Source organism: Nitrosopumilaceae archaeon, assembly GCA_035631875.1.
GTDB lineage: Archaea > Thermoproteota > Nitrososphaeria > Nitrososphaerales > Nitrosopumilaceae > TA-20.
On the sequence record DASQHX010000009.1, the window covers coordinates 41,343 to 65,874 of the forward strand.

Below are 24,532 nucleotides of genomic sequence, written 5' to 3' on the forward strand. Positions count from 1 at the left end.
AGATGGAGGTGGAGCTATGATGGTAGAGTTTCTGACTAAATATCCAAAGACGGTATCCCTACTTAACGGTAAGAGAGAAAAGATATCAGTAGACAAGAAGGGTGTAGAACAGCTAACTATAGTTGTCAAGAATAGTGTTGATGAGTTATTGAAGATATTTTCACATGAAGGCTTTACCCATGTCAAATTTGAACACAAACAGCCATTGCAGATAGGACATGGTCTTTCATTAAAATTGAAAAAACCATGGGAGATGCATGTAAGACTACTTGAGATGAAAAAGGGATTAGTTGCCATTCAGGCAGAAGTTGAGGTCTCAAGAGATTATTTGCAGCACCTGTTTTGCCAAAGAACTCCAGTCTTTTATGAAGTTGAGATGCTACTAAAAAAACACCAAATAGAATACAAGATCTGGAATGAAAGAATAAAGAAATACGTACAGACTGTTTTTGATAATTATAAAATCCAACTCAAGACGCCTAGTTTTCCAGTCTTTGCTTGGAAGCCAATGGTATTTGTAATTGGGACAATCGGATCTATTTATCTTATAAAATACCTGCTTACAATCTAGAACCTTTAATTAGATTTTTTCATTAATAAAAATAATGAATTCCAAGCTTGTAGCATCACTAAAATATTATGGGATTTCACCTTGGGAACTGGAAGTACTTTATGGGTTGTTAAATGGCATGTTTAGAGTAGAAGAACATCCCATTCCCCAACAATACGAAGACTATACTACTATGTTAGATATCGCTTTTCCATTGGAATTCAATGAAGCATTTTTCAAATGGTTTGGAAATGCAAGATGGGACAAAACAAAAGGATTACTAAAAGAGCTAAAAAGACGTAGGGGAAACGGACGGACACTGCAAACTTTCATTCGATTTGTTGGCAATCCAAACATAAATTTTGTCGTGGATTTACAGGAGAACACTTGGTTTAACAATGCAATTGATAAAATAGATTTTGTTTTGGAGCTTCTTCCGTTCCAGCTTGATCCAAGAAAAATTCCTCAAAATATCAGTGATGTGATTTATGAATTTGATGAGACAATAGGAAAGTGGAATGTACATACTTCAGATTCAAATGATACGACATATGTTTTTTCAAAAAATGAATGGAAACTTACTTGATTTCTTTTTCTAATGGTTCTAACATAGATTGTAGTTCTTGGTATTTTTTTTCCAAAAATTCGAGGGCTTCTTCTAGTTTTTTTGATTTGCCATATTTGTAACGGATCATTTCTCTATGACGCCAAAAGTTTTTTCCTTCCCCAACTGACATTGTACTAAAATAATCTGTTCCTTTCATTGTGTCTGGAATTTTTATATTATAAGGGAAAAGATATTCTGCCATGAACCACTCGTCTCCATCAGGATAGTCACCACCTGTATCAATATCAAAAAAAAGATGCAATAGATGTGATTGCATAAGACCTTCGTCATGAATTGTTGGATGCTTGATGTTTGATTTTTTGAAATCAAGATTCAGAAGACTTGGCTCAAAGTAGCCCTTGATTATAGATTTTCGAAATACCTTGTTTACTTCTGATATATTCAACGATAAAATACTCTCAAACTCAACATGCTAATAACTTATTTCGTTCTTGATGCCTACTATCTCCCTTGTGTAGTGCGACTAAACATACCTAGATTGTCTACAGTACCATTCATAATAAAATATAAAAAAATAAAAATTTACTGATGGTTTCTAGAAAAATTTTCCTGAAGTAATCAAGTCTTTGATTTTTTTGTCCAGATTGAATAATTTTTAGATTTGTAGTGAGTCCAACATTTTTGAGATGTCTGTGATTGGTTTACCGTTAGATGTAATTTCCTGAGCAGATGGAGGATTCTCAAGATAGTTTGGAATCCTGTCCGCAATTCTTTGATCATATGGAGCAATAAGCTCATTTTGATAGAATATGCCTGTTGGTATTTTTTCACACCATTCATTTGATTTGATTAATGCCTGCGTCAGCTTTTCATTTTCTTCTTCTTGTGAATCAATATGCACAATAGGATCATAGTTTGTGTCTTCAAGCTTGTATATTCTTGACTGTGGTTTTTTTGTCATCTCGTTGATATTATCCATTCCTGAAAACCAATCTCTTGTGTTGATGTCGTTGTATGTTGGACATGGTTGAAGGACATCCAAAAATGCCAATCCTCTATGTTTTACTGCAGCAATAATCAAATCTTTTAGTTGTCTTACATCATAAGCATATCCTCGTGCAACAAATGTAAAGCCGCTGGCAATTGCAAGTGCTATTGGATTTACAGCTTGGTTAACATTAGGTTCCGGAAGTGATTTTGTTTTCAACCCTAGCTTCAAAGTTGGAGAGGCTTGTCCTTTTGTCAAGCCATACACTCCATTATTGAAGATGATGTATGTCATGTCAACATTTCTTCTGCCAGCTGCAACAAAGTGTCCAGCTCCAATTCCCAATCCATCCCCATCTCCTCCTGCTGCAATAATTGTCATCTCAGGATTTGCAAGCTTGGCACCCTGTGCAAATGTCATGACTCGTCCATGCAAAGTATGTATTCCATAGACATTTACAAAATGAGATGTTTTTCCTGAACAACCAACTCCTGAAAAAATAGCAGCCTTGTCTCTTGGAACTTCCATTTCTGCTAGTGCCATTTGTATTGCATTTACAATCCCGAAGTCTCCACACCCAGGGCACCAGTCATTGTGGACCTCTGTCTTGTAATCTGATAAATTAGACACCATATGTTAACACCTGTCTTTTTTCTGCCTTGTCTTGTAATATTTTTTTTAATGAATCATAAATTTCAGTACAAGTCATTGATCTTCCAGTATATTTTACGATATAATAATCGACTTTTTGATCCAAGTGTTCGTTTAGTAAAGAGCCAAGCTGTGCAGTGTGGTTTGACTCTATGTCTATGATTGTTTTTGATCCTTTTATCAAAGATTTGATGTAATCAGTTGGAAATGGCTGTAATAACTTGATCTGGATAAAGCCTATTGCAAGTCCTTCTTTTTTTAGCATATCAATTGCATCTAAAATTGGTCCTTTGGTGGAACCCCAACTTATTATACAGAATTCTGAAACACCATAGTTTGTAGCTTGGTCTTCCTTTGGTATCGTTTTTAGAGCAAACTCTAGCTTTGTAGCACGCTTGTCCATCTTGAAAATTCTGTTTTCAGGATCTTCTGATATATGACCATATTCATCACTCTCATCACCAGTGTTCCAAAACATTCCCTTTTCCAGTCCAAGTCTTGAGCGTGGTGATAGTCCGTCAGGAGAGGAAGCAAATCTTTTGTAATCTTCTGATTCAATTTTTTCTAAAAGCTTGCCACGTTCAATTGTAATCTTTTTTGGATCAAATCTTTTTACGGTTGCAACTGTACTTGCAATGAATTTGTCCATCAGATGTATAACCGGCATCTGAAAAGTTTCTGCAAAATTGAAACATTTTGCAGTATCATAGAATCCTTCTTCCATATCCCCCGAGGCATAAACAATTCTTGGAAAATCTCCATGCCCTGCATGTATTGCAGATTGTAAATCATCCTGACCATGTCTTGTTGGTAGACCTGTTGATGGTCCGCTTCTTTGGTATAGTGTCACTACAATTGGCACTTCGTTTATTCCAGCCCATCCAAGAGCTTCAGACATTAAGGAAAATCCTGGACCTGATGTACATGTTGCAGCGCGTGTTCCAGTAAGTGCTGCACCAATTGTCATCCCAATTGCAGAAATTTCATCTTCTGTTTGTACGATCATTGTGGAACCTGGTCTGTTGTTTTTTACATCAAAGGTCTCATTTGATTCCATAAATACACTTTCATCGGAAGCAGGAGTAATAGGATAATATGATTGGAATCTGCAACCGCTTGCTATCTTGCCAAGACCTGTTGATTGAAAACCTTGAAGCATGATTGTATCTGGTTCCTTTTGGATTGATGAGAGTTGATACTTGTATTTTGGATATTTTGCGGTTGCAAAGTTATACGCATAGTTTGCTGCGTGCTTGTTCATCTCTGCAATCTGGGATTTTTTTGAAAAAATAGACTCAACTGATTTGAGTAAAGTATCAGAAGGTAGACTCAAAATTCCAAGTGATACCGAAACAGCAAGAACATTAAGCATTCTAAACATGCCCCTAAGCTTTGGATTTTGCATTTCGTCTGCCAGATTGGATAAAATAGTCTTAAATGAGACAGGATAAAGCTGAACCCCGCGCTCTTTTGCTGCATCCAATGCTCCCAGTATAGTTAATGACTTGTTTTTTGATGTTAGATATTTTACTAGTCTTTTCTTGAAGTCGTGATCTAGTGTAGAGACTTCTTCTATTTTCATTGGTGCAAGATCAGACTCGTAAACTATGGCACCATCATTGAAAACATCATCTGCGTGTCGAAATATTGTTTCAGCATCAAATGCTGCAAGCATTGTTACACCGTTTACATTAGAACGAATTGTTTTATCTGAAACTCGAACTCCAAAATAACTATGCTCACCTTTGATATTAGAATAATATTCACGTTTTCCAAATATTTTCAAACCAGATGCTGCACATGCACCTGCAAAAATGTTCGCTGCAGTTTCTACACCTCCTCCTTGAGGACCACCTATAACCCATGTTAGATCTATAGAGGACATATCAAACCTAGACATTAATCAAATATTAACAATGCTATGATCATCCACCAGTAGCTGCATCGCCAAGTGCACACTCACACTTATCACGCTCTCCACAAAAAGGACAAACACAAATACATTTCTCTATTGGGTTTGCACACTGGACACAAATTGCAAACTCATCCTTGTGTTTCAAATTGGTATTACTACCACATTTTATTATAAATGAGTTGTTATAGAAATGATCTTAAACCATTTTTGTATCATAATCAAACACCGCAAAGATTATCCCTAGAAACTTAGATTACAATCATAATACAATGAAGTTAAAAGTACAATCAGTTAAAGAAAAACCTAAGAAAATGCGAATGGTTTCAAACAGGAAAAAACGTAATAAAATCAAAAGTATTGAGCCAAAATTGGACTATAAACTCTTGTACGAAGGCTCACCAATATTACAACGAACTATCAATAGACAAGGGATCATAATTGCTTGTAACGATCTTTACGCAGAGCGTTTTGGTTATTCAAAAAAACAAATCATAGGTAAATCTATTTTCAATCATATTGCAAAGAAAAGTCATGATGAAATGAAAAAAACCTTTAACACTTGGAAGAGAACCGGTCTAGTTCACAACAGAGAAATTTGGTTTAAGAGAAAAGACAAAACTGTTTTTTTGGGATTATTAAGTGCAACCAACATTTATGATTCTAAAAAACGCCTAATCGGAAGCAATACTGCAATAAGAGACATCACAATGCTTCACAATGCAAGAAAAAAGATACAAGAAAATGAAAATAGAATAAGAAAACAATTTACAGAACTTAAGAAAACAAATAGTCTTTTACTATCAACAGAACAAAAATATAGAAACCTGTATGAAAAAACACCTGCACTGCTACGCTCAATAAATGTAGATGGGATTATTACTGATTGTAATGATGCATATGCAAAAAATCTTGGATACTCAAAAAAAGAGATTCTTGGCATGTCAATATTTGATCATACTGCAGAAAAAAGTATTAAAGATATGAAGCAAGACATGTCACAATGGAGAAAAACTGATATGATTTCGCAAATGGAAATCTGGTTAAAAAGAAAAAATGGCATTATCTTTCCAACATTGCTTAGCGGAACAAGTCTTTATGACGAAAATGGTAAAACCATAGGAAGAACCGTATCGTTAACTGACCTCACCCAGATTTATCTTGCAAAAGAAAAGATTGAACAAAGAGAAGCGCAAATAAGAGAGCAGCTCAAAAATCTTAAAAAGCTCACTAAGGTAAAAGACGAATTTTTGACCATGATCACACATGAACTAAAAACTCCTCTAGTTCCAATCAATTCCTATGTGGATATTTTATTATCAGGAGTTTTAGGACCACTAAATGAAGCACAAAAAAATAGATTGGAAATAATGAAATCAAGTTCAAAATCACTTTTGAAATTAATTTCTGATATTTTGGACGCACAAAAAATAGAGCTAGGACAATTAACATTGAAAAAAGAATCCTACGATATTGCAGGAATAATTAATGATGCTGTAAATAAAATGAAACCAATAGTTGAACGAAATGGAATTTCAATTACGACTGAGTTGCATAAAGGAATTTCTTGTCAATGTGATAAGATAAGAATAGAGCAGGTCTTATCAAATCTAATTACAAACTCATTAGATTTCTGTTCAAAAGAAATTGGGAATATACATATCAAATTACATTCACAAGACAACAGTGTAAAGATAATTGTAAAAGACAACGGTATAGGAATAGTAAAAAGTAGTTTAGATAAAATATTTGTAAAATTCTATCAAGCTGACACTACAACAATAAGAGAACATGGTGGCACAGGAATAGGTTTGTCAGTATGCAAGGGAATCATCGAGGGACATGGTGGAAAAATTTGGGCAGAATCAGAAGGAAGAGGTAAAGGTACAGAAATCCATATTTTATTGCCATTGACTAAAAGCTAGCCTTTCATTCCGTTTGCAACCAGTACAGAATAGCATCCAAGACCGCATTCTTCACAAATTGGTTTTATGGAATTTTTTTCTGCACTTCCAATACAGCATGGCATCTTTTCTCTTCCCATATGGTCTACGGATAAAATAGCCCATGTTGGACAGTCAACTGGCGTGGTTCCTTTTCCACCCCAGTTTCGTTTCATCAATTCTAATTGTTTTACTGGATTTATGACAAAATCAGGATATTTTGCTCTTATTGCAATGATATCATCTACTACTTTAGTCCTTTCTGGTCCAAATGGAAGCCATAATGGATCACCTTTTGTAAATGGAGTATGGAACTGGAATCCTATTTTATTTACAATGGGTTGCCACTCTTCTACAACGTCTTTTACTGTCTTGTAGTTTTGTGAGTTAATTGTCATAGAGATCCAAATGTCTTTCCATGCCTTTTCTCCATTTTTTTCTATGTAATCCATGATATTCTTCTTTGTCTTTTCATATGCATCTTTTCCACGGATACTATTATGGACTTGTTGTGTACCATCTATTGATATCCAATAAAAGTACAGATTCTTGATTTTTTCTAGTGGAAATGTACCGTTTGATACAACACATGCCCGCTTTGGAAATTCTTTAACAAATAATTTAATGACATCCATCCTCATTGTAGGTTCACCTCCTACTAGAGTAACAATGAAAATGTGTTTTTTCTTGAATTTTTCATCTATAATTTTTTTCCATTGATCAACTGTTAGCTCTTCATTTTCTTTTCTGTTTAACCACCAATAGCAATGTGTACAGTGTAGATTACATATGTTGATTATATCTGCAGAACCATAAATTGGGCTTTTTTTATTAAAGAATTTGTAGCCAAAATATTTTAAGCCGATGTGAAAGTATCCTGGAGATTCCTGCATTATCTGACGAAAACCTCTTCCCATTATCTCCATGATATCATTTACGGTACCGTGTGTTAAAACGATTATCTTTTAATGGATCAAAGGTTAAAATCAGTCTTTTTGTGAGGAAAATAGTTGTGAAAATTTTACTCACTAGACCATTACATGATTTTGCTGTAAAGGAATTACAAAAACTATATGATGTTGAAATTCATACTGGAAAAATTCCAATGCCAAAAGATTTGTTGTTATCAAAGATAAAAGATAAGGACGGACTTGTTTGCTATCCATATGATAGAATAGATAGAAAAGTTATTGATGTTGCGTCACGACTTGCCGCAATTAGCACCTATAGTGTAGGGTATGATCATGTTGATGTGAAATATGCTAAAAAAAAAGGAATCGTTATAAGCTATACTCCTGAGGTGTTGACTCGGGCTACGGCTGATCTCACCATGGCATTATTGCTTGCTGTTTTTAGAAAGATTGTAGAAGGTGATAGATTAATTCGCAATGATAAGTGGAAGGTAATCTTTGGACCAAACGAATTTTTGGGAACTGATCTTTATAAGAAAACTCTGGGAATTTTTGGGATGGGAAGAATTGGAAAGGCGGTAGCAAAAAGGGCTAGAGGTTTTGAGATGAATGTTTTGTACCACAACAGAACTAGGCTCTCTAGAAAAGAGGAGAGAAAATTAGGAGTACAATATTGTAAATTGGATAAATTGTTTAGAATAAGCGATGTTGTTAGTATTCATGCACCTCATAATAGAGAAACAAATGAAATTGTAAATTTAAAATTACTTAAAAAAATGAAAAAGACCGCATTTTTGGTTAATACAGCATGTGGAAAAATAATTAATGAAAAAGATTTGGTTTTTGCATTACAAAAAAAGATAATTGCTGGAGCTGGTCTTGATGTATTTTCAAAAGAACCTATTGGTTCCAATCATCCCCTTTCCAAAATGGAAAATGTAGTAATTATGCCTCACAGCGGTAGCTCTACTGTAGAAACACGAAGTAAAATGTCTGAAATTTGTGTCAAAAATCTTGTACTTTCATTATCTGGAAAGAAGCCAATTTATCAAGTCAGGGCCTAAAACTCCTCATAAAACTATAGGCCTTTGATTAAATGAAATCAACACTTCATTGATTCCATCTATTATACCTTGAATACCAGGAACTTGGGATTTGTTTTTGATCAATTCCGATTTTATTAAATTCAAATAATACAATTTCTTTTTTACCTCCTTTGATTTTTTTGTTTTTGACCATGGTATATTTTTTAGATCTTTAAGATTTGCAGATATGTCACAAAGCTTGATGAGCTTTGCCTCCCAAGATGCATCTTTTAGTTGTTTAACGTATTGTTGTTCTTGTTCTCTCTTAGACAAATACTTGTCTTTTGATAATGCCAAAACCAAGACTGCTACTTTGCTGCCAAACCTCTGTTCAATATCATCAAAAGTTGTAGCAGTATTCTCTATACAATCATGTAACCAAGATGCACATAATAGATCCTCATCAGTAATTCCTATATTTTTGAGTCTGTTTACAACTCCTTCCAAGTGCTTCCAGTATGGAATCTTACCATCAATTGTCATGCCAGAATGTCTCTCTTTGGCAAATAGTTCTGCAGATTCTAATTTTGACAATTGTTTTCTGGTAAAGGTAATTGGACTTATGTGCCTAAAGTTGAATCAGGTCATTTGGATCTATTCTGATACAGTCTGTGCCAACTGCCTTTAATCCAGTAAAAGAGATAATACCGTTTGGAACCTTACCCTCTTTTTTCAATAGTTCTAATTTATCCATAAATGATTTTTTGTGCCCATCACATGTTACTCCAACCATGTATTCATCATCTTTTACCTTGATAGATATGATAAATTCAGGAGGCATTGGGCAATCTACACCCTTTTCTCTAATGGAACAGTGTTCTGGAAGCATTATCTTGTTTGAGTGTCACAAAATATTAAGTTTAGTTCCAATTTTCAGATGATCCAAAACCTCCTAGTGTTTGTAATTTTAGTTACACACAAAAAATAAAGATGTATTTTTAGAATTTCTTAGTAGTGGATTTTACAAAGATATCCTATGAAATTTTAGCAATAGACGATTCAATGCGATATGTAGAAATCATTGGGGAAAATGGAGAATTACTTCTAAACAAAATGAAACAAGGAAAGCATAGTGTCAAGGCCCAAAGAAAAGAAGAATTATTATCTTTAGATCTGTACAATACAAAACAGATAGAGAAAAAATTCAACAAAACATTAGGCAAGGTTGCTTTTACTCATGTTTGTAGAACAAAGGTTCATCAACTGGTTTGGTATCACAATGATTTGATATTTTATTGCACCTGTGAAGGTCACGTTGATAACAACAAAATTTTAGAAATTTCAAGTAAGATAGGAACTGTTTTAGGAATTGGTAAACCTATAGAGTTACATGATTTTTTCGAAATCCCAAATTGATTCTTTTGTATGTGTAGTGTAATCTAATAGTCCTTTTTCTTGTAATGATTTTACAACGTATGCAGAATAAGCTGGCGCCCCAGTTGCCCCAGGAGAGTTATAGTTTAAAATATGATATGAGTTTGGACTTTCAAGTTCCATAACATCTGGTAAAAATTTTCCTTCCGGTGTTATGATAGGGGTACGAATTCCAGCTGTCCCTCGCTCTAAAAAATATTCAGGTTTTGCTTTGGGAATGAATTTTTGTACTCTCTCAATCATTACTACCTTTGAGACAGAACTTAACCATTCTTTTGCAACCAGATTCATAAAATCAGCATTTAGGAGCAGATTTCGTGCATTTCCAGTTACCACATCAATTAATTTTGTGATAAATGTTTCCACATTCCCTACATATCCAGAATATGTTTCAGGACTTGGTACAGGTACTGCATTTGGTCCCACCTCACATCTTCCATCAGATCGTAAAATCCAATGTGGATCTAAAAATGGAAAGTCAGGATAATTTGGAACCGAATAAATATTTGTTTTCACAAGATCTGTGTATTCTTTTTGTGCAATCCAGTATTCTCCTCTAAAATGCAAATTAGAATATTGCACAGCTACACCAAATTTTTTTGCAATATCAAGCGAGTATCCTCCTGCACAGTTTATCACAAAATCACATGATAGTTGTGTTTTATTTTCAAAATTTATGATTGTTTCTTTTTTATTTGCAATTGATTTCACTTTGTGGTTTAGCAAAAATTTTGTTCCATTTATTTGTGATTCATTTTTTAATTCTTGCGTTAATTTACCATAATCAACAGCAACATCTGTTTTACAAAATACTGCAGAGTGACAAGATACATTAGATTCTTTCTTTGTAACATCATTTCTGTCAAGCAGTTCAAGATCTTTTTCTGAAATTCCATTTTGTACGCCCCACTTTAGATATTTTTCTAGAATTTTGTGTTGTGTACCATCTAATGCAATTTCTAGCGTTCCAATGGTTTTCCATGCTAATCCTTTTTTTTCTGCAAATTTCTTCCATAGATCATGAGATACAAAAGCCGCCTTGGCAAGCTTACCTTTTTTTTCAGGATCTAGATAAAAAGGAGAGTGTACCACACCTGTGTTTCTGCTACTTGTATGCATTGCAACTTCTGGTTCTTTCTCAATTACTACTACTTCGATATCATATAGACTAGAAAGCCAGTATGAGATGCAGGTTCCAAGCAATCCACCTCCAATTATAGCTACATTACATTTTGCCAATGATACCAAAATAATGGCGTTTCTTTTAATTGATTGTGTGAGGTATTATCTAGATAAGACTAATTCGAGTATGATATTACCGTAATTCAAGCTGTGTATCTTCTTAGTACTTAGTTGGATTGGATCAACTTTGATTATCTGAATAGAATAATGAAATACTCTAGGCAAACAGGTTCACATGGTGTCAGGATATAGATTCCAGACAAGAGATCATCCTGCTTGCCTGATCCATATTTTGTTTTAGTTGCTAAAAAGGAACGCGTATAATTTTTCACTAAAACATAATGATTTTATTTTCATCAACAAATCTTAATTGATTATATTTACTGATAAAAGCTACGTCAGTTTTATTTATTAAAAAGCTCGTTATGATACAATGAAAATTCCCATTGGTCAAGTATACAAGTTAAAGTGTGAATGTGGACATGAGTTCATACAACACATAGGTAATGCAGGAATTTTTGCTTGTAATGTACATAAAGAACATTGCATATGCAAGTTTTTTCATCCTAGAAAATAACACAATTCAAAAAATCAGCTTTTATTTTTAAGAAATCAAGGCGCCGGGAGAGAGATTTGAACTCTCGGACCCTTGCGAGTACGCGCTTTATGGTAAATTATTTCCAGGCGCGCGCCCTACCAGGCTAGGCGACCCCGGCATTTTCGCCAATTTTACTCCTAATTTTGACTATATATTACTGTAAGAGAAGGTTTCTTAAATCATACAAACATTCCACAGCAAAATAATTTTTCTTCAGTAAATCCAAATCATATTTTGTTTATTCAGAGATTTAGGACGGTTTATTAAGTCACATTAGGCTTGGATGCGATGAACAAAAAATTAGCATGTTTGATATCATGGTTTAAGAAAGATTCTGCAAAACCATCAAATGAGAAAGAAACTAAAAAAGAATAAACTAAAAACAAACTAGATGATTTTTTAAAAATTTATTTTTAATTAACCTAAGACAATTAGATTTAACATCATTAAATAATTTTTTTGAAATTATCTAAAATGTGAGACTGTTAGCTTTTCACCAGTCTTTAGATCTTTTTGTGTTCTGACTTTACGAAGTGCGTCTTCAAAGTGTCTCATTTTAACTTTGGCAGTTTCTGCCTGTTTTTCTGCTTCTACTGGATCAGGATATTTTTCAAGAAATTCATGTATGACCATTGATGCCGCAGTATTTGCAATGGAAGCAACATCAGCACCACTCAGACCATCGGCATTCTCAGCAATCTTTTCTAGATCCACATAATCAGGGTTTGGACTGTTTTCAATTCTTTTTTCTTTGTCAATAGGAATTTCCTTACAATTTATCTCTAATATTTTGAGTCGTCCCTCTTTTTCTGGCATTGGTACTAAAATCATCTTATCAAATCTTCCAGGTCGTATTATCGCCTTGTCAATCATGTCTGCCCTGTTTGTTGCTGCAAGGACTACAACGCCATGTAAGCTTTCAATGCCATCAAGTTCAGTTAGAAGCTGACTAACAACTTTTTCTGTAACGGCACTCTCTCCCATTCCTCGTACCGGAACAATAGAGTCAATCTCATCAAAGAATATTACACACGGCGAAGCTTGCCTTGCCCTTTTGAATATCTCACGTATTCCACGCTCTGATTCCCCAACCCATTTTGAGAGTAACTCTGGGCCCTTTACTGAAATGAAATTTGCTTCACTTTCTGTTGCTACAGCTTTTGCTAAAAGCGTTTTGCCAGTTCCGCTTGGTCCATAAAGCAATATACCGCGTGTCATCCGGTAACCTAGTTTTGAGTAAAGTTCAGGATATTTCATTGGCCATTCCACTGCTTCCTGTAATTCACGCTTTACACTTTCCAATCCTCCAACTTCGTCCCATTTTACATCCGGTCTTTCAATGTAAACTTCACGCATTCCGGCTGGTGTAACTTCACGATATGCATACTGATAATCTTCTGCGTTTACAATTAATTTTTCCAAAGTTTCAGTTGGAATTTTTTCATCTGCCAAATTAATTTCTGGCAATAATCTTCTCAAACATTTCATTGCAGCTTCTTTGCAAAGATATTCCAAATCAGCGCCTACATATCCATGACTTATTGCAGCAATTTTTTCCAAGTTTACATCTTCAGCTAATGGCATGTTTCTTGTGTGTATCAAAAGTATGTCTAATCTTCCCTTCTTGTCTGGGATTCTAATTTCAATTTCTCTATCAAATCTACCAGGTCTCCTAAGCGCCGGATCTAGGGCATTTGGTCTGTTTGATGCAGCAATTACAATTACTTTTCCTCTTCCCTCCAAACCATCCATGAGTGAGAGCATCTGGGAAACTACTCTTCTCTCAACTTCGCCTATTACCTCTTCGCGTTTTGGAGCAATAGAATCTATTTCATCTATAAAAATAATTGATGGTGCTCTCTCTTTTGCTTCTTTAAAAATTTCTCGTAGTCTTGCTTCGCTTTCTCCATAAAACTTGCTCATGATTTCAGGACCAGATATGCTGATAAAGTGGGCATTGCTTTCATTGGCAACTGCTTTAGCTAAAAGTGTTTTTCCAGTTCCTGGCACTCCATAAAGTAACACACCTTTTGGCGCTTCAACTCCAAGTTTTTCAAATATTTCTGGATGTCGCATTGGAAGCTCAATCATTTCACGGACTTTTTTAATTTCGCTAGTCAGTCCTCCAATGTCTTCATATGACACTTGAGGAACTCCACGCAGAGTATCTCCTTTTTCAGCAATGTGAAATACTGTTTTTTGAGTGACAATCACTGCATCTACCGCTGGTGTGACACCAATTACCTGAAAAGTAAGTCTACCACCAAAATACGGAACCATCACATTGTCTCCTTTTACCAAAGGAACGCTTTCTAGTGAATCAGTAAGATATTTTTCATCCAGTGGAGGTATAGAATCAAGCGGTGCAACTATTATAGATTCAGCAGTGACAGTTTTTATCTTTCGCATTGTAATGGTATCCCCCATTGCTACTCCCGTATTGTTTCTAACAAGACCATCCACTCTAACAATTCCATTTCCTTCGTCAGATGGATAAAGTGGAAGACATTTTGCAACTGATCTTCTTTTTCCCTTGATTTCTAAAATATCACCTGCTGATGCCTCTAGTTTTTTCATTGAATCAGAATCAATACGTGCAATACTTCTTCCAACATCACGAGCATATGCTTCTAATATCTTAAGTGAGATTTCATTTTGGCTTATGAATTCAGTTACCTAGCCTGAGCCTTATACCTTTGTTATTTCAATTATTTACAAAGTGGCATGGTACAATCAAATCATTTTTTGATCTTTAAATTGATTTATACAGCAAAAATTACTCATTGCCATGTCTGAGAATGAAGTGGAGATCATTAAATCAGAAATGAAAGAATATGTTTCAGGCTGGGGCAGAAAATATTCAGAATGGTGCGTTGGGATTACAGAAAATGCAAAGCATCGACTTTTTAGAGACTATCATGTAAATGAAAAAAATGACGCATGGATTTATCATGCTGCCTCTTCTTCTGATATTGCAAGAAAAATAGAATTATATTTTATTGATATTGGTGTGAAAAGTGATCCTAGAACCAAAAATGAGTACGCCAAAATTTATTTGTATAAAGTATAAAAAATAAAAATTAATTTTCCCAATACCATTTTGGTTTGAATCCATCATGTTTTGATGGATGCGCTGCCTTGAAGTGTCTCTCTAATCTTACAAGATCTCCAAATTGCATGCCACATTCTTTACATTTAAAATCTTTTTTTCTATCAAACATTGTGTTCTTTAGCACCTATAATATTAACACCAAGTTGTCTAGATATGATTTGTTCTTTTTGTAAATCATGTAAAAGTATGAACAGCTATTACAATTCCATTACTGATGATCTAGTTAATTTTTTCATTAGTAATATTCTCTATTGTAGATTTGTTTTTGTTTTCTACTTTGACTGTATGATCGAATTTTATATTCATATCACCAAATTCGAATGCTTTTTTCATATCTGCTGATTATTTGTTTAAAATATAACAATTGATTAACCATGTTAGTTAACTTTGTTAAGTAACAAAGATGCACAGTTGATTATAAGCAAAATTACATATCATGTTATATGAACAAAAAAATCAATATGATGTATTAGTTGCATGTGTAAAAATGGTTTACCTTCATTTTATGTGGAAATATTTTCTGCAAATGCACAAATGACAATAAAATCAATTCTGTCAACTTTATTGATTAGTGTTGGAATCACATTATATGGTTTTGATTAATTCTTGTTTTGATTACAAAATCATTTGAAGATGTTTATCGTAATTGATTTTTTTAACATATTACCTGAGGAGGAATCTGTGCTTGAAACAATATTATATGTCCCTTCAATTATTTTATTACCATCTAATTTTGTCTGGTTCCATACAAATGCTTTTTCTTCTTCTGGTTTCAGAACCGATATTACCTGAGCAGATATTGGAGAATAAAGTACAATTCCATCAAGCTGTTTTATCTTCAAACCATACGATGCATCTGAAAATGTCAATGGAATCGTGCCAGAGTTTACTATTTTGATATGTATTGGTTCACCAAGGTGAAAGTTTGTTTTTTCCGTTATTACAGAAAGTGATGGTCCTAGAACATGAATAGGGATTAGAGATTGATTAGCAATTTCTAAAAAGAAAATTCCCACAAGACCACTTCCAATTATTCCTAGTATAATACAAATGATGGCGCCTTTTGGTATCAACTCTAAAAAGTGAATTTGTTTCCTTTTTAATTGTTAATAACCGATTTTGTTCGCCAGTTCTTTGGATATGTGTTTGGCGCCATGATAATTCGCCTTAGCTGAAATGCAAATCCTTTTGTGTTTTCTACAATTTCAGATTCGGACAAGATTGCTTCTGCAAGAGCAACAACCTCTCCTTTTTGAGTATAGATTCCAACAAAATCACCTTTTGTAATACCATGTGAAATTTCCAATATGCCAGGTATTGCAAGCTGAGCACCATGACATAATGCATCTACTGCAGAATCACGAATTACTACTGATTTTAGCTCACTTAATACATATTCTATTGGCATTAGTATTCTACGTAGTTTTGAATCATCACCTTTTTCTTTCCATATGGCATATGCATCTACAAGATCATGCATTTTTACAAGATTAGAATCTTCATTGAATTGACTCACACGAGTTCTTCTTAGCTCAATCATTGTGGCACCTGGACCAAGCACTTCACCAATATCATAGAAAATTTTTCTTATATAGGTTCCAGCTTCACATAAAATTCTCATAAGAATTAGTCTTTCCTTTTGTTCAATTACATCGATTTCATGGATACTTCTGACTCTGGTTTGTCTTGAAACAGAAGAGCGCTGTGGCGGCTTTTGGTAAATTTTTCCAGTGAATTGCTTTAGAACAGATTGTAGTTTTTCATTTGAAGGAAGTGTGTGTAACCTACCAAGTGCATGATACTCCTTTGGACCTAAAAGCAGAACAATCAATGCTTTTGTGGCTTCACCAAGACCAACTGGCAATATACCAGAGACCATCGGATCAAGTGTTCCACTATGTCCTGCCTTTGGTATGTTTAGAATTTTTTTGATCCATGCCACTGTCTCATGACTTGTTGGACCGTTTGGTTTATCCAATAAAATAAAACCATAATCAAGAAGTTGCTGTACGGTTCTTTTTTCACAATATGTACCATAAGAATCGTTTGTTATGTCTTGATCTATTACTCTAAGATTTTGTAGTTGTTTTAGCACCATATCTTTCTTTTACCAATGAGCTTGCCACTGAAAGTACTTCGTCTGCACCCAGGTTATCCGTATTTATTATTATATCAAAGACCGTAAGATCCTCACCAAAATCAAACCCATAAAGTTTTTTGTAGATCATTTTGTTTTCCTCATATCGTTTTTTTACAATCTCAAATGCTTCATCAAAAGAAATACCATCGCGTACAGTCATCCTTTTTGCACTATTTTCCTGAGAGCCCGCAAGCCAGATCTTAATTCCATCTTCTACAAGCCAAGGAAGTGTATAGCTAGTAATGATTTTACCTCCTTCCAAGAATAATTTCTTTAGCTTTTCATCTACTTTTTTGTCAAACTCTGGATTTGTCTTTCTCATGTTTAAAAATTTCATACCAAAGCTAGTGTCCCAAAAATCATCTCGTCCTGTCTTAAATCCCTGTTCTTCTCCAAGTTCCTTCAATACATCACCACCACTAAGATATTTTAAATCAAATTCTTTTGCAAGTCCTTTTGATACTGTAGTCTTTCCAATGGCTGGAGGACCAGAAATTATTACTGACTTCAGCAATTCAGTCTAAATCCATTGTGGTTTTTGTGAGTCTCATTATTATTCCGCTAAAGGAAATAGAACAAAGGAAGTACCAAGCCCAAAAGTACACTTCGTTTACATGATGACAAATGTGCGGATGGCCAGTAATTTGTGAGTCAGCTACTTTAGCGACCGTGCACGTTAGTTGGAAAAAGTCTCCTGGAACAAAATTCAGAGACATTGGTGCTAGTGCAACTGTATATGCAAACAAATGTGGCAGTACAAAGTAAAATATCAAAATCAGAGGAACAAACGTAATCATCATCGGCCTCATGTTTATCTGCATTAGTTCCATGTTCATCTTGTTCATGTACGCCGATTTTTTATTTAGTTCATCAATTTTTTCTTGATCTTTTGCCCTAAAGGCAGCCATTCTTTCTTTTTGCCATGTTCTTGTTTCTCGCATCAACCTTTTGAGTTTACTTTGGTCAACCATTTTTCGTTTTATTATAGCATTAAACAAGTTTAACGCTATTGCAACTCCAACAATTCCAAATGCAGATGCTATCATCCCCTTTACCAGAGGATTTTCACTGCCAAGGGGACCTCTATTCAGACCAGGTATTTGTAGAAAGATTGAATTTAGAAAATCCAGGATTATACTATGTTCCATTGTTGAATCCCATCGCACTTACAATTCCTTTAGCTACCTCATCAATCTTTCCTTCTGAATTTAGAATCATCTTAATTGGAGATCCACATAAAATGGAACATGTGGAAAGCATGGCACTAGTAACGTCCAGTTCTTTTTTAATTGCCTCTATTGAGACAATGTCTCTATTTCGTGTGGTGTCTTTCATTCTTCGATTATAGATCTCTTCCGGTCTTGCGCTAATCATAATGAAACTGTCCGGTGTTAAAATTTCCAAGACGTTGTGAGGTAGACCCGGGTAATATCCCTCTTTTGTTGCAATAAATGCATGTGTATCCACAATTACAACATCATCTGTCATAGAGGCAATTTTTTTTGCTGCCATGGATTGGAGTTTTTTCTGCTCTGGCACTGAAAGTTTTCGCAGATCATCTCTGTCTTTGATTCCATTTTTTTTTGCCTCTTCAAACATGACAGTTCCAAAGATAGATACATTTACGCTAATTTTTTTTAATCTTAATAATTCTACAACCTTCGATACCAGAGTAGTCTTTCCAACACCAGGAATTCCTACAATTATTACGCGCCTACTTTCTGCCAAGTAGGGCACCCAGTGATGGCATTACCTCTTCTACTTTTTCTCTTACAAGCAAGTTATAATAGTTGATCAAAATGTCTACTGTAAGTAACATCCCTGTTCCAGATCCAAAAGTTCCCAAGACATCAGAGGTACCAGCTAGAAGACCAAGAATCATAGAACCAAGTATAGTAACAGATGGAATATATTTTTGAAGAAGAGCTTCCACTGGTTGGTTTGAACGTCTGAAGCCAGGAACTTGGACATCTGCATCAAGAAGGTTCTTCGCTGCACTCTTTGCAGATAATCCTCCAAGTTCTATCCACAACCTACCAAACAAAACCACAATTCCTACCATGAACAAGATATACATCACTGCACGCATTGGATCTAGTGCAACAATGTCCAATCCACGCGGAGCTGTAACATAATACAATATACCTCCGGTCGGAGTAGACGGAGCTGTAGGATCAAACATTCCTAGAAAATTCATAAATGGATTGGCATTTCTTGGATTAAAGTTTGCCCAAAGCATCTGACCAATAAACACTGCGTTGGCAGTAAGTGCTGATGCCAAAATTACTGGAATATTAGACACATACATCAATTTGATTGGGTAAACTGCAGAAAATCCTCTGTATTTTGTGGATACGATTGGAATCTCGATTTTGATTCCCTGTGTATAAACTAGAATTAGTAATACTCCAGCAGTGACAAAGAGTCCAAAGATACCAGGCAGCTGGTTAGACCGGAAAAATAGATTTGAAAAGTTTCCAGTGATAAAGGAATGCCCAATGTTTACAAATACACCTACAGGTCCACCATCTCCTGCAGGTATTGGACTAAATAAACTCCAGACTACTTGTTGTGCTACACCTGCAGCAATAAAAAGACTGATTCCACTTCCCAGTCCCCATCCCTTTTGAATTAATTCATCTAAAAGCATGATTATAATTGATGCACCAATAAGCTGACCTACTAGAATAAAACCTGCCTCATGACTTGGTAGTCTTGGACCATAGACTGCCATTCCATATAGTGATGACTCGGCAACTATTACGATATATGTTACAATCTTTGTTGCTGTTTGATATAGTTCTCTATCTTCTGGTTTCTTGAAATCAAGGTGAAAGATTTCAGAGCCTTTTAAGAGCTGCATCAAAAGTCCTGCAGTAACTATAGGACCAATTCCAAGTTCGATTAGTGTTCCTTGTTGTGATGCAAAGATAACTCTTGCAAATGCAAGAAAGTCAAATGCTGGAACGGTTGCACCATAAAGCGGTGTTTGGCCCATTATCATATAGATGAAGAGTGCCAATCCACACCACATGAGACGGACTTGTAATGGAATTTTCTTTTTTGGTTTTGGAACTTGCGGAATGTAGACTTCAGCTTTAGAAATTATTTTTCTCAGAATACCTGTTGGTGTTCCTTCTTCAATCATGCGATTACAAGCACCTCGCCACCAGCTTGTTTTATTTTTTCTTCGGCAGAAGCAGAGAATCGCTCTACTTTGATAATGTAAGCATTCTTGGTTTGTCCTCCTCCTAATAGTTTGTCATAACCAAGTTCTGCAAGATCGATTACTTTTTTTCCTCCTTCCTGCTTTCCAAATTTTGCAAAGAAATCGTCCAGATCTCTTACACTAATCCACTTTTTTACAAGGTATGGATGTGGCGGATGAGTAGAATCATGACCAAAATGATCTGGGTCATTTAGAAGCATTTTGATAAAGTGATGCTTGTGCATACCAGATCTACCAAGACCTCCTTTGTGGCCACTTGCCCTATGTTGACCAATTTGTCCCCATCCGTGGAATCTGCTTCCCCTAAACTTTCGTGTCTTTCTTAATCTGGTTGGCATTTTACATCATAATCCTTACTTGTGCAAGAAGTTCTTTGTGGTTACCCAAGATTCCTCCTTCGCCATACATTTTTTTCGTTTTTCGTTTAAAGCCTCCTCTTGGAGGGGACAGGGCAAACCATGGTTTTACCGTTTTTAATTTTGATAATGTAGCAGTGCCTTCTGTCAATGACTGGGCCAGATCATCAGTATTTTTGAATCCTAATTTTGCAATATCATCGGTAGTTAGTTTCTTATATCCTTCTTTTCGTGCTTTCTTTTCTAAGAGTTCTTTTGTTGTAGGAACATCAATTTCTTGCCAAGACACATAGTGTTTTATTTTATCCAACATGCCTTTGGTGTTATCTTTGGCTGGAATTATTGTCGCTCTAAACCTTTTGTCTAAATGCAGAAGATCAAGTGTAGTTCTTGCCCAGTAAGGCGTATTTACTGTTCCTTTCATTCTAACTACTAGGAAAGCTTTTGCCATAAATCATCAACCTTGACTAAATGTCTGCCTTAGACAGTTAAGAACCGCTTTTGATGTAGAAGTCATCGTATTAGTAGAACCCTTGCTTTTTGTCCAGACATCTTTTAGTCCTGCAAGCTTTAACAGATTTCTAATGTTTCCACCTGCAACCAATCCAAGTCCCCTTGGTCCTGGAATAATTTCAATTTCAACACTTCCACCTCTACCTCTTACTTTAAACGGAACAGAGTGTGGATTATCACATCTGCATTCCCAACTACCACAACCAAGTTTTACTGGACTAACAGCAAGATATGCGGCGTTTGTAGCTTTTTCAATTGCAATTCTCATTTGTTTTGATTTACCTTGACCAATTCCAAGCCAACCATTTTCATCTCCAGCGGCAACTAGAGCTTTGAATCTCGTATATTCACCATTGGTTGTTTGTTTTTGTACAATTCCAACGTCAATTACTTCAGTTTTAATTCCCGGCAAAAGTTTTTTGATAATTCCAGCTTCTTGTATTCTATAACCATTTTCATAAATTTCGTTCATTGATGTAATTTTTCCACTATCTACTAACTTTCCAAGAGTTGTTCGTGGAACCCATTGTTCTTCTGGTTCTCTTCTTTCTCTTGGTCGTTGTTCTTGTCTGCTCATTTAGTTTTAACCTCTACATCAATTGCAGATTTCACTTTATTAATTTCATTTTGTACTTTGAGATGTTTTCCTGAAATTCTTTCTTCGTTTGGAAATGTTTCAGAATCAGCTGGCACTTCAAGGCCTGCATCGATTACACCTTTCAATGCTGCTGCCATTCTTTGTGTGTATTTTCTTGTGCCGCTGTAAAGAACCGCGGCTTTTACTCCTTTACCAAGAGCCTTTTTTCCCGCAAGATATCCTGTCAGATAAGCTGCCGGAATATTTTTTCTAGAACCTTTCCAGCCCTTACCTAAAAGATATCTAGAATGTGCTGATGCCAAGACCTTATCACCTTGCATTTCTGGTTTATGAATTTGAACTAGAGTGTTTTCACTTGAAATTTGAACTGTGATATAGTCTCTCCTACCCATTAGAAGATGTTTTCTTTTTCTATAGTTGGTCTTCTCTTCCCTTAATCTGCGTAATATTTGCGAATATACCATTCTACTAATACCTCTTTTACAAAAAATTTCGGTAAAGCTCTTATAAACGTTAGACTTGGAGCAATGCAACCATCAGCGCCTTTTGGGCGTGTAATCTGTTTTCAGCTTCATCCCAAACAACTGATTGTCGTCCGTCAATTACAGAGCTTGTTACTTCTTGTCCACGTTTTGCTGGAAGGCAATGTAAAAAGATTGCATGTGGATCAGCTTTTTTCATGAGATCAGAGTTTACCTGAAACTTTGGAAGAAAATCCTTTGTTCTGTCAGTTGCCTGGTGATGTATTGATACAAATGTATCAGTAACAACCACATCTGCATTTTTTACAGCTGATAACGGATCATTTAGTAGTTTAATGTCAACCAACTCTTTTGATTCTTTGATAACTTTGGAATCTGGGGCGTATCCTTTAGGAGTTGCAATATTAATATCAATTCCAGATTTAGCACATCCATAGATCATTGAATTACAAACGTTGTTACCATCTCCAACCCAAGCAAGCTTTAGACCTGCAAGTTTTTTCTTCTTTTCTTTTATTGTCATAAGGTCTGCTAGGATTTGACAAGGATGGAAGGAGTCAGATAGTCCATTTATTACTGAAATGGTTGAGTTTTTTGCAAGAATTTCTATTTCTTCATGTGAGTATACACGTGCCATCATGATGTCAACATAACGTGAGAGTGTTTTTGATGTATCTTCAATTGTTTCTCCTCGTGCAAGTTGCAATTCATCTGATGTTAGGCTCAGTGCATGGCCGCCTAGTTGGAACATGCCAGTTTCAAAGCTAACGCGTGTACGTGTAGATGGTTTTTGAAATATCATTGCAAGTGTTTTATTTTTCAAAAGTGGTTTGCAAATTCCTGCCTTGAGATCTTTTTTTAGTTTCATAGCATCGTCTAGGATTCCCGCTAGCTCATTTTTGCCAAGTTCATTTAATGTTAAGAGGTCTTTAGTTTTTAATTTCATTTCTTTCCCCATCCAAATAAGGAGTGCTTCTTTTTAGGTTTAACATCTTCTTGTTTCATCGTTTTTTCTTCTATTTCTTTATCTATTACTTGTTCTTTTGCTGATTCATGTGGTTTTGGTCTTCCATTTGAGATCCATTTTTTGATTTTAACTGCTAAGTCCTTTGCATCTTTATCATTCTCAGGCGATGGTACGTCATATAGATCAGAATATTTTTCGATATCTTTTGTAGCAATTCTGGCAAAAGGATCATCCTCATCTTCGACATAAATTTTCTCCTGTTTTATTTCGGGTTTAGATTTTGTTTCAAGTTGTGACGTTGGTGTTGTTTGTTCTTTTTCTACTTGTTTTGGAATTTCATCGGGTGTAATTTGTTGCTCAATTTTTTCTCCTATTTTTTCTGACTTTTCAGTATTTTCTTGTTGTACAGGTATAAGAGTTTGTAACATTTTGATTTCAGGTTGTGGAATCGAAATTTCTTCTGCACCAAACAGTGATTCCAAAAACGAGTCCTTGTCAAAGGGTTTCAAATCTTTGTACTCTTGTCCTACTCCTAGATACAAAATTGGAGTGGATGTAACCTTTACTATTGAAATTGCCGCACCTCCCCGTGCATCAGCATCGCTTTTTGTTAGTATAGAGCCTTCAAACTTTGTGTATTGATGAAATTCTCGTGCTTGGTTTACTGTGTCATTACCAGCAAGGGAATCACCAACAAAAATTTTCAAATCTGGATTTACCACTTTGTTGATTTTTGATATCTGGTCCATGAGATTCTTACTTGTCTGCATTCTTCCAGCAGTATCAATTAGTATGCAATCAATCTTGTGTGATTTGGCATAAAGTACAGCATCACGGGAAACCGCAGCTGGATCAGAACCATAGTTTTGTGCTATGATTTTTAGATTAAGTCGCTTTGCATGTTCAGTTATCTGTTCTATCGCTCCTGCCCTGTATGTGTCAGCGGCTGCTATTACAACAGAAAATTTGTTTTCTCGTAAAAGATATGCAACCTTTGCCACAGTTGTTGTTTTTCCTGTTCCGTTAATTCCCATAAATGATATGATATATGGTTCGCCTGTACTTTTTTTCTTTTCAATGTTGGATATGATGTCAACTTTTCCTGCAGAATCAAACATGTTTGAGATGTGTTCTCGCAAGTTTTGTTTTACAATGTTTGCTATCTGCTCTTTTTCTACAGTAACACCAATTAGTTTCTGTTTTAAATCACTTTTCAATGAATCAATCACTTCTGTCGCAACATCAGATTCTAGCAGTGCTACTTCAAGCTCAAAAAGAACCTTGTTAATGTCTTTTTCCTTGAGTTCTTTCTGCCCAAAGCTCTTCGCCGCCGAAGAAAAAGCGTTCCTTAGTTTTTCAAACATAATATTTTG

The 24,532-nt window shown here is 35.3% G+C and carries 28 protein-coding genes and 1 tRNA gene; 6 read left to right on the top strand and 23 right to left on the bottom strand.

Annotated elements, in window-relative coordinates; translation table 11 throughout:
- The first annotated feature begins 19 nt into the window (after positions 1–19).
- Together VEU72_02275 and VEU72_02280 are read left to right on the top strand one after the other, a co-directional pair.
- Positions 20–571, top strand: coding sequence for a hypothetical protein (locus VEU72_02275; protein ID HYL65961.1), 552 nt, complete (start codon positions 20–22; stop codon positions 569–571).
- A 34-nt stretch (positions 572–605) separates the two neighbouring features.
- Entirely contained in the window at positions 606–1,136 is a 531-nt protein-coding gene (locus tag VEU72_02280) for a hypothetical protein (protein ID HYL65962.1), read from the top strand.
- Here VEU72_02280 and VEU72_02285 read toward each other — a convergent pair.
- The 4 genes from VEU72_02285 to VEU72_02300 all read right to left on the bottom strand — a co-directional run bounded on the left by VEU72_02285 (position 1,129) and on the right by VEU72_02300 (position 4,817).
- Positions 1,129–1,563 carry a hypothetical protein gene (locus VEU72_02285; protein ID HYL65963.1) on the bottom strand — a complete coding sequence of 145 codons (435 nt, stop codon included), beginning with the start codon at positions 1,561–1,563 and terminating at the stop codon, positions 1,129–1,131. The two genes, VEU72_02280 and VEU72_02285, sit on opposite strands and share 8 nt — an antisense overlap.
- Positions 1,564–1,773: 210 nt before the next feature.
- Positions 1,774–2,739: a 2-oxoacid:ferredoxin oxidoreductase subunit beta gene (locus VEU72_02290; GenBank protein ID HYL65964.1), complete on the bottom strand. Its 966-nt coding sequence runs from the start codon at positions 2,737–2,739 to the stop codon at positions 1,774–1,776.
- The gene (locus VEU72_02295; protein HYL65965.1) at positions 2,729–4,642 is read right to left on the bottom strand and encodes a 2-oxoacid:ferredoxin oxidoreductase subunit alpha; all 1,914 of its coding nucleotides are present in this window, start codon (positions 4,640–4,642) and stop codon (positions 2,729–2,731) included. Before VEU72_02295 ends, VEU72_02290 begins: the two co-directional genes overlap by 11 nt.
- 40 nt (positions 4,643–4,682) lie before the next feature.
- Entirely contained in the window at positions 4,683–4,817 is a 135-nt protein-coding gene (locus VEU72_02300; protein ID HYL65966.1) for a hypothetical protein, read from the bottom strand.
- 124 nt (positions 4,818–4,941) lie between these two features.
- Between VEU72_02300 and VEU72_02305 the strand changes: the two genes are divergently transcribed.
- Positions 4,942–6,594 carry a PAS domain-containing sensor histidine kinase gene (locus VEU72_02305; GenBank protein ID HYL65967.1) on the top strand — a complete coding sequence of 551 codons (1,653 nt, stop codon included), beginning with the start codon at positions 4,942–4,944 and terminating at the stop codon, positions 6,592–6,594.
- Here VEU72_02305 and VEU72_02310 read toward each other — a convergent pair.
- Positions 6,591–7,538, bottom strand: a complete 948-nt coding sequence (locus VEU72_02310) for a radical SAM protein (protein ID HYL65968.1) — start codon at positions 7,536–7,538, stop codon at positions 6,591–6,593. The genes VEU72_02305 and VEU72_02310 overlap by 4 nt on opposite strands.
- 86 nt (positions 7,539–7,624) lie before the next feature.
- Between VEU72_02310 and VEU72_02315 the strand changes: the two genes are divergently transcribed.
- On the top strand, positions 7,625–8,587 hold the full coding sequence (locus VEU72_02315; protein HYL65969.1) for a D-glycerate dehydrogenase: 963 nt from the start codon (positions 7,625–7,627) through the stop codon (positions 8,585–8,587).
- 6 nt (positions 8,588–8,593) lie between these two features.
- Here the strand turns inward: VEU72_02315 and VEU72_02320 are convergent, their stop codons facing one another.
- Both VEU72_02320 and VEU72_02325 read right to left on the bottom strand, forming a co-directional pair.
- Complete coding sequence (locus VEU72_02320; GenBank protein ID HYL65970.1) at positions 8,594–9,142, bottom strand: HD domain-containing protein; 549 nt, start codon at positions 9,140–9,142, stop codon at positions 8,594–8,596.
- Positions 9,143–9,176: 34 nt separating this feature from the next.
- The gene (locus VEU72_02325; GenBank protein ID HYL65971.1) at positions 9,177–9,437 is read right to left on the bottom strand and encodes a hypothetical protein; all 261 of its coding nucleotides are present in this window, start codon (positions 9,435–9,437) and stop codon (positions 9,177–9,179) included.
- 125 nt (positions 9,438–9,562) lie between these two features.
- Here VEU72_02325 and VEU72_02330 point away from each other — a divergent pair, with 125 nt between their 5' ends.
- Positions 9,563–9,964: a hypothetical protein gene (locus tag VEU72_02330; protein ID HYL65972.1), complete on the top strand. Its 402-nt coding sequence runs from the start codon at positions 9,563–9,565 to the stop codon at positions 9,962–9,964.
- On the opposite strand, the gene VEU72_02335 is transcribed toward VEU72_02330, so the two are convergent.
- From VEU72_02335 to VEU72_02345, 3 genes are all read right to left on the bottom strand, one after another.
- A complete protein-coding gene (locus VEU72_02335) occupies positions 9,935–11,221 on the bottom strand; it encodes an FAD-dependent oxidoreductase (GenBank protein HYL65973.1) in 1,287 nt (428 codons plus the stop codon). The two genes, VEU72_02330 and VEU72_02335, sit on opposite strands and share 30 nt — an antisense overlap.
- Before the next feature lie 561 nt (positions 11,222–11,782).
- Positions 11,783–11,880 (bottom strand) — tRNA-Ser (locus VEU72_02340).
- A gap of 347 nt (positions 11,881–12,227) precedes the next feature.
- Complete coding sequence (locus tag VEU72_02345; GenBank protein ID HYL65974.1) at positions 12,228–14,426, bottom strand: CDC48 family AAA ATPase; 2,199 nt, start codon at positions 14,424–14,426, stop codon at positions 12,228–12,230.
- 124 nt (positions 14,427–14,550) lie between these two features.
- On the opposite strand from VEU72_02345, the gene VEU72_02350 reads away from it, so the two are divergent.
- Positions 14,551–14,832: a hypothetical protein gene (locus VEU72_02350; protein HYL65975.1), complete on the top strand. Its 282-nt coding sequence runs from the start codon at positions 14,551–14,553 to the stop codon at positions 14,830–14,832.
- A 10-nt stretch (positions 14,833–14,842) separates the two neighbouring features.
- Here the strand turns inward: VEU72_02350 and VEU72_02355 are convergent, their stop codons facing one another.
- The 13 genes from VEU72_02355 to ftsY form a co-directional block, all read right to left on the bottom strand.
- Positions 14,843–14,983, bottom strand: a complete 141-nt coding sequence (locus tag VEU72_02355; GenBank protein ID HYL65976.1) for a hypothetical protein — start codon at positions 14,981–14,983, stop codon at positions 14,843–14,845.
- A 514-nt stretch (positions 14,984–15,497) separates the two neighbouring features.
- Positions 15,498–15,947, bottom strand: a complete 450-nt coding sequence (locus tag VEU72_02360; protein HYL65977.1) for a hypothetical protein — start codon at positions 15,945–15,947, stop codon at positions 15,498–15,500.
- A 26-nt stretch (positions 15,948–15,973) separates the two neighbouring features.
- Positions 15,974–16,972, bottom strand: coding sequence for an RNA-guided pseudouridylation complex pseudouridine synthase subunit Cbf5 (locus tag VEU72_02365; GenBank protein ID HYL65978.1), 999 nt, complete (start codon positions 16,970–16,972; stop codon positions 15,974–15,976).
- Entirely contained in the window at positions 16,944–17,528 is a 585-nt protein-coding gene (locus tag VEU72_02370; protein ID HYL65979.1) for a cytidylate kinase family protein, read from the bottom strand. The genes VEU72_02365 and VEU72_02370 overlap by 29 nt, the downstream gene beginning before the upstream one ends.
- Before the next feature lies 1 nt (position 17,529).
- A complete protein-coding gene (locus tag VEU72_02375) occupies positions 17,530–18,162 on the bottom strand; it encodes an EMC3/TMCO1 family protein (protein ID HYL65980.1) in 633 nt (210 codons plus the stop codon).
- Positions 18,152–18,751 (bottom strand): adenylate kinase, encoded by a 600-nt coding sequence (locus VEU72_02380; protein ID HYL65981.1) that lies wholly within the window; start codon positions 18,749–18,751, stop codon positions 18,152–18,154. Before VEU72_02380 ends, VEU72_02375 begins: the two co-directional genes overlap by 11 nt.
- Positions 18,729–20,162, bottom strand: a complete 1,434-nt coding sequence (secY, locus tag VEU72_02385; GenBank protein HYL65982.1) for a preprotein translocase subunit SecY — start codon at positions 20,160–20,162, stop codon at positions 18,729–18,731. The genes VEU72_02380 and secY overlap by 23 nt, the downstream gene beginning before the upstream one ends.
- Positions 20,159–20,581, bottom strand: a complete 423-nt coding sequence (locus VEU72_02390; GenBank protein ID HYL65983.1) for an uL15 family ribosomal protein — start codon at positions 20,579–20,581, stop codon at positions 20,159–20,161. The genes secY and VEU72_02390 overlap by 4 nt, the downstream gene beginning before the upstream one ends.
- Before the next feature lies 1 nt (position 20,582).
- Positions 20,583–21,050, bottom strand: a complete 468-nt coding sequence (locus VEU72_02395; GenBank protein HYL65984.1) for a 50S ribosomal protein L30 — start codon at positions 21,048–21,050, stop codon at positions 20,583–20,585.
- Positions 21,051–21,056: 6 nt separating this feature from the next.
- Entirely contained in the window at positions 21,057–21,689 is a 633-nt protein-coding gene (locus VEU72_02400) for a 30S ribosomal protein S5 (protein ID HYL65985.1), read from the bottom strand.
- The gene (locus tag VEU72_02405; protein HYL65986.1) at positions 21,686–22,174 is read right to left on the bottom strand and encodes a 50S ribosomal protein L18; all 489 of its coding nucleotides are present in this window, start codon (positions 22,172–22,174) and stop codon (positions 21,686–21,688) included. The genes VEU72_02400 and VEU72_02405 overlap by 4 nt, the downstream gene beginning before the upstream one ends.
- Before the next feature lie 49 nt (positions 22,175–22,223).
- Positions 22,224–23,138: an ornithine carbamoyltransferase gene (gene argF / locus VEU72_02410; protein ID HYL65987.1), complete on the bottom strand. Its 915-nt coding sequence runs from the start codon at positions 23,136–23,138 to the stop codon at positions 22,224–22,226.
- On the bottom strand, positions 23,135–24,523 hold the full coding sequence (ftsY, locus tag VEU72_02415; protein ID HYL65988.1) for a signal recognition particle-docking protein FtsY: 1,389 nt from the start codon (positions 24,521–24,523) through the stop codon (positions 23,135–23,137). Before ftsY ends, argF begins: the two co-directional genes overlap by 4 nt.
- Between the last annotated feature and the right edge of the window lie 9 nt (positions 24,524–24,532).

Excerpts from the sequence above, each read along its gene's own strand:
- VEU72_02390 (HYL65983.1), bottom strand. The coding sequence starts at position 20,581 with ATGCCAACCAGATTAAGAAAGACACGAAAGTTTAGGGGAAGCAGATTC.
- VEU72_02400 (HYL65985.1), bottom strand. The coding sequence starts at position 21,689 with ATGAGCAGACAAGAACAACGACCAAGAGAAAGAAGAGAACCAGAAGAA.
- ftsY (HYL65988.1), bottom strand. The coding sequence starts at position 24,523 with ATGTTTGAAAAACTAAGGAACGCTTTTTCTTCGGCGGCGAAGAGCTTT.
- VEU72_02290 (HYL65964.1), bottom strand. The coding sequence starts at position 2,739 with ATGGTGTCTAATTTATCAGATTACAAGACAGAGGTCCACAATGACTGG.
- VEU72_02365 (HYL65978.1), bottom strand. The coding sequence starts at position 16,972 with ATGGTGCTAAAACAACTACAAAATCTTAGAGTAATAGATCAAGACATA.
- VEU72_02305 (HYL65967.1), top strand. The coding sequence starts at position 4,942 with ATGAAGTTAAAAGTACAATCAGTTAAAGAAAAACCTAAGAAAATGCGA.
- VEU72_02275 (HYL65961.1), top strand. The coding sequence starts at position 20 with ATGGTAGAGTTTCTGACTAAATATCCAAAGACGGTATCCCTACTTAAC.
- VEU72_02355 (HYL65976.1), bottom strand. The coding sequence starts at position 14,983 with ATGTTTGATAGAAAAAAAGATTTTAAATGTAAAGAATGTGGCATGCAA.
- VEU72_02350 (HYL65975.1), top strand. The coding sequence starts at position 14,551 with ATGTCTGAGAATGAAGTGGAGATCATTAAATCAGAAATGAAAGAATAT.
- VEU72_02325 (HYL65971.1), bottom strand. The coding sequence starts at position 9,437 with ATGCTTCCAGAACACTGTTCCATTAGAGAAAAGGGTGTAGATTGCCCA.
- VEU72_02405 (HYL65986.1), bottom strand. The coding sequence starts at position 22,174 with ATGGTATATTCGCAAATATTACGCAGATTAAGGGAAGAGAAGACCAAC.
- secY (HYL65982.1), bottom strand. The coding sequence starts at position 20,162 with ATGATTGAAGAAGGAACACCAACAGGTATTCTGAGAAAAATAATTTCT.
- VEU72_02310 (HYL65968.1), bottom strand. The coding sequence starts at position 7,538 with ATGGAGATAATGGGAAGAGGTTTTCGTCAGATAATGCAGGAATCTCCA.
- argF (HYL65987.1), bottom strand. The coding sequence starts at position 23,138 with ATGAAATTAAAAACTAAAGACCTCTTAACATTAAATGAACTTGGCAAA.
- VEU72_02280 (HYL65962.1), top strand. The coding sequence starts at position 606 with ATGAATTCCAAGCTTGTAGCATCACTAAAATATTATGGGATTTCACCT.
- VEU72_02295 (HYL65965.1), bottom strand. The coding sequence starts at position 4,642 with ATGTCCTCTATAGATCTAACATGGGTTATAGGTGGTCCTCAAGGAGGA.
- VEU72_02375 (HYL65980.1), bottom strand. The coding sequence starts at position 18,162 with ATGGAACATAGTATAATCCTGGATTTTCTAAATTCAATCTTTCTACAA.
- VEU72_02395 (HYL65984.1), bottom strand. The coding sequence starts at position 21,050 with ATGGCAAAAGCTTTCCTAGTAGTTAGAATGAAAGGAACAGTAAATACG.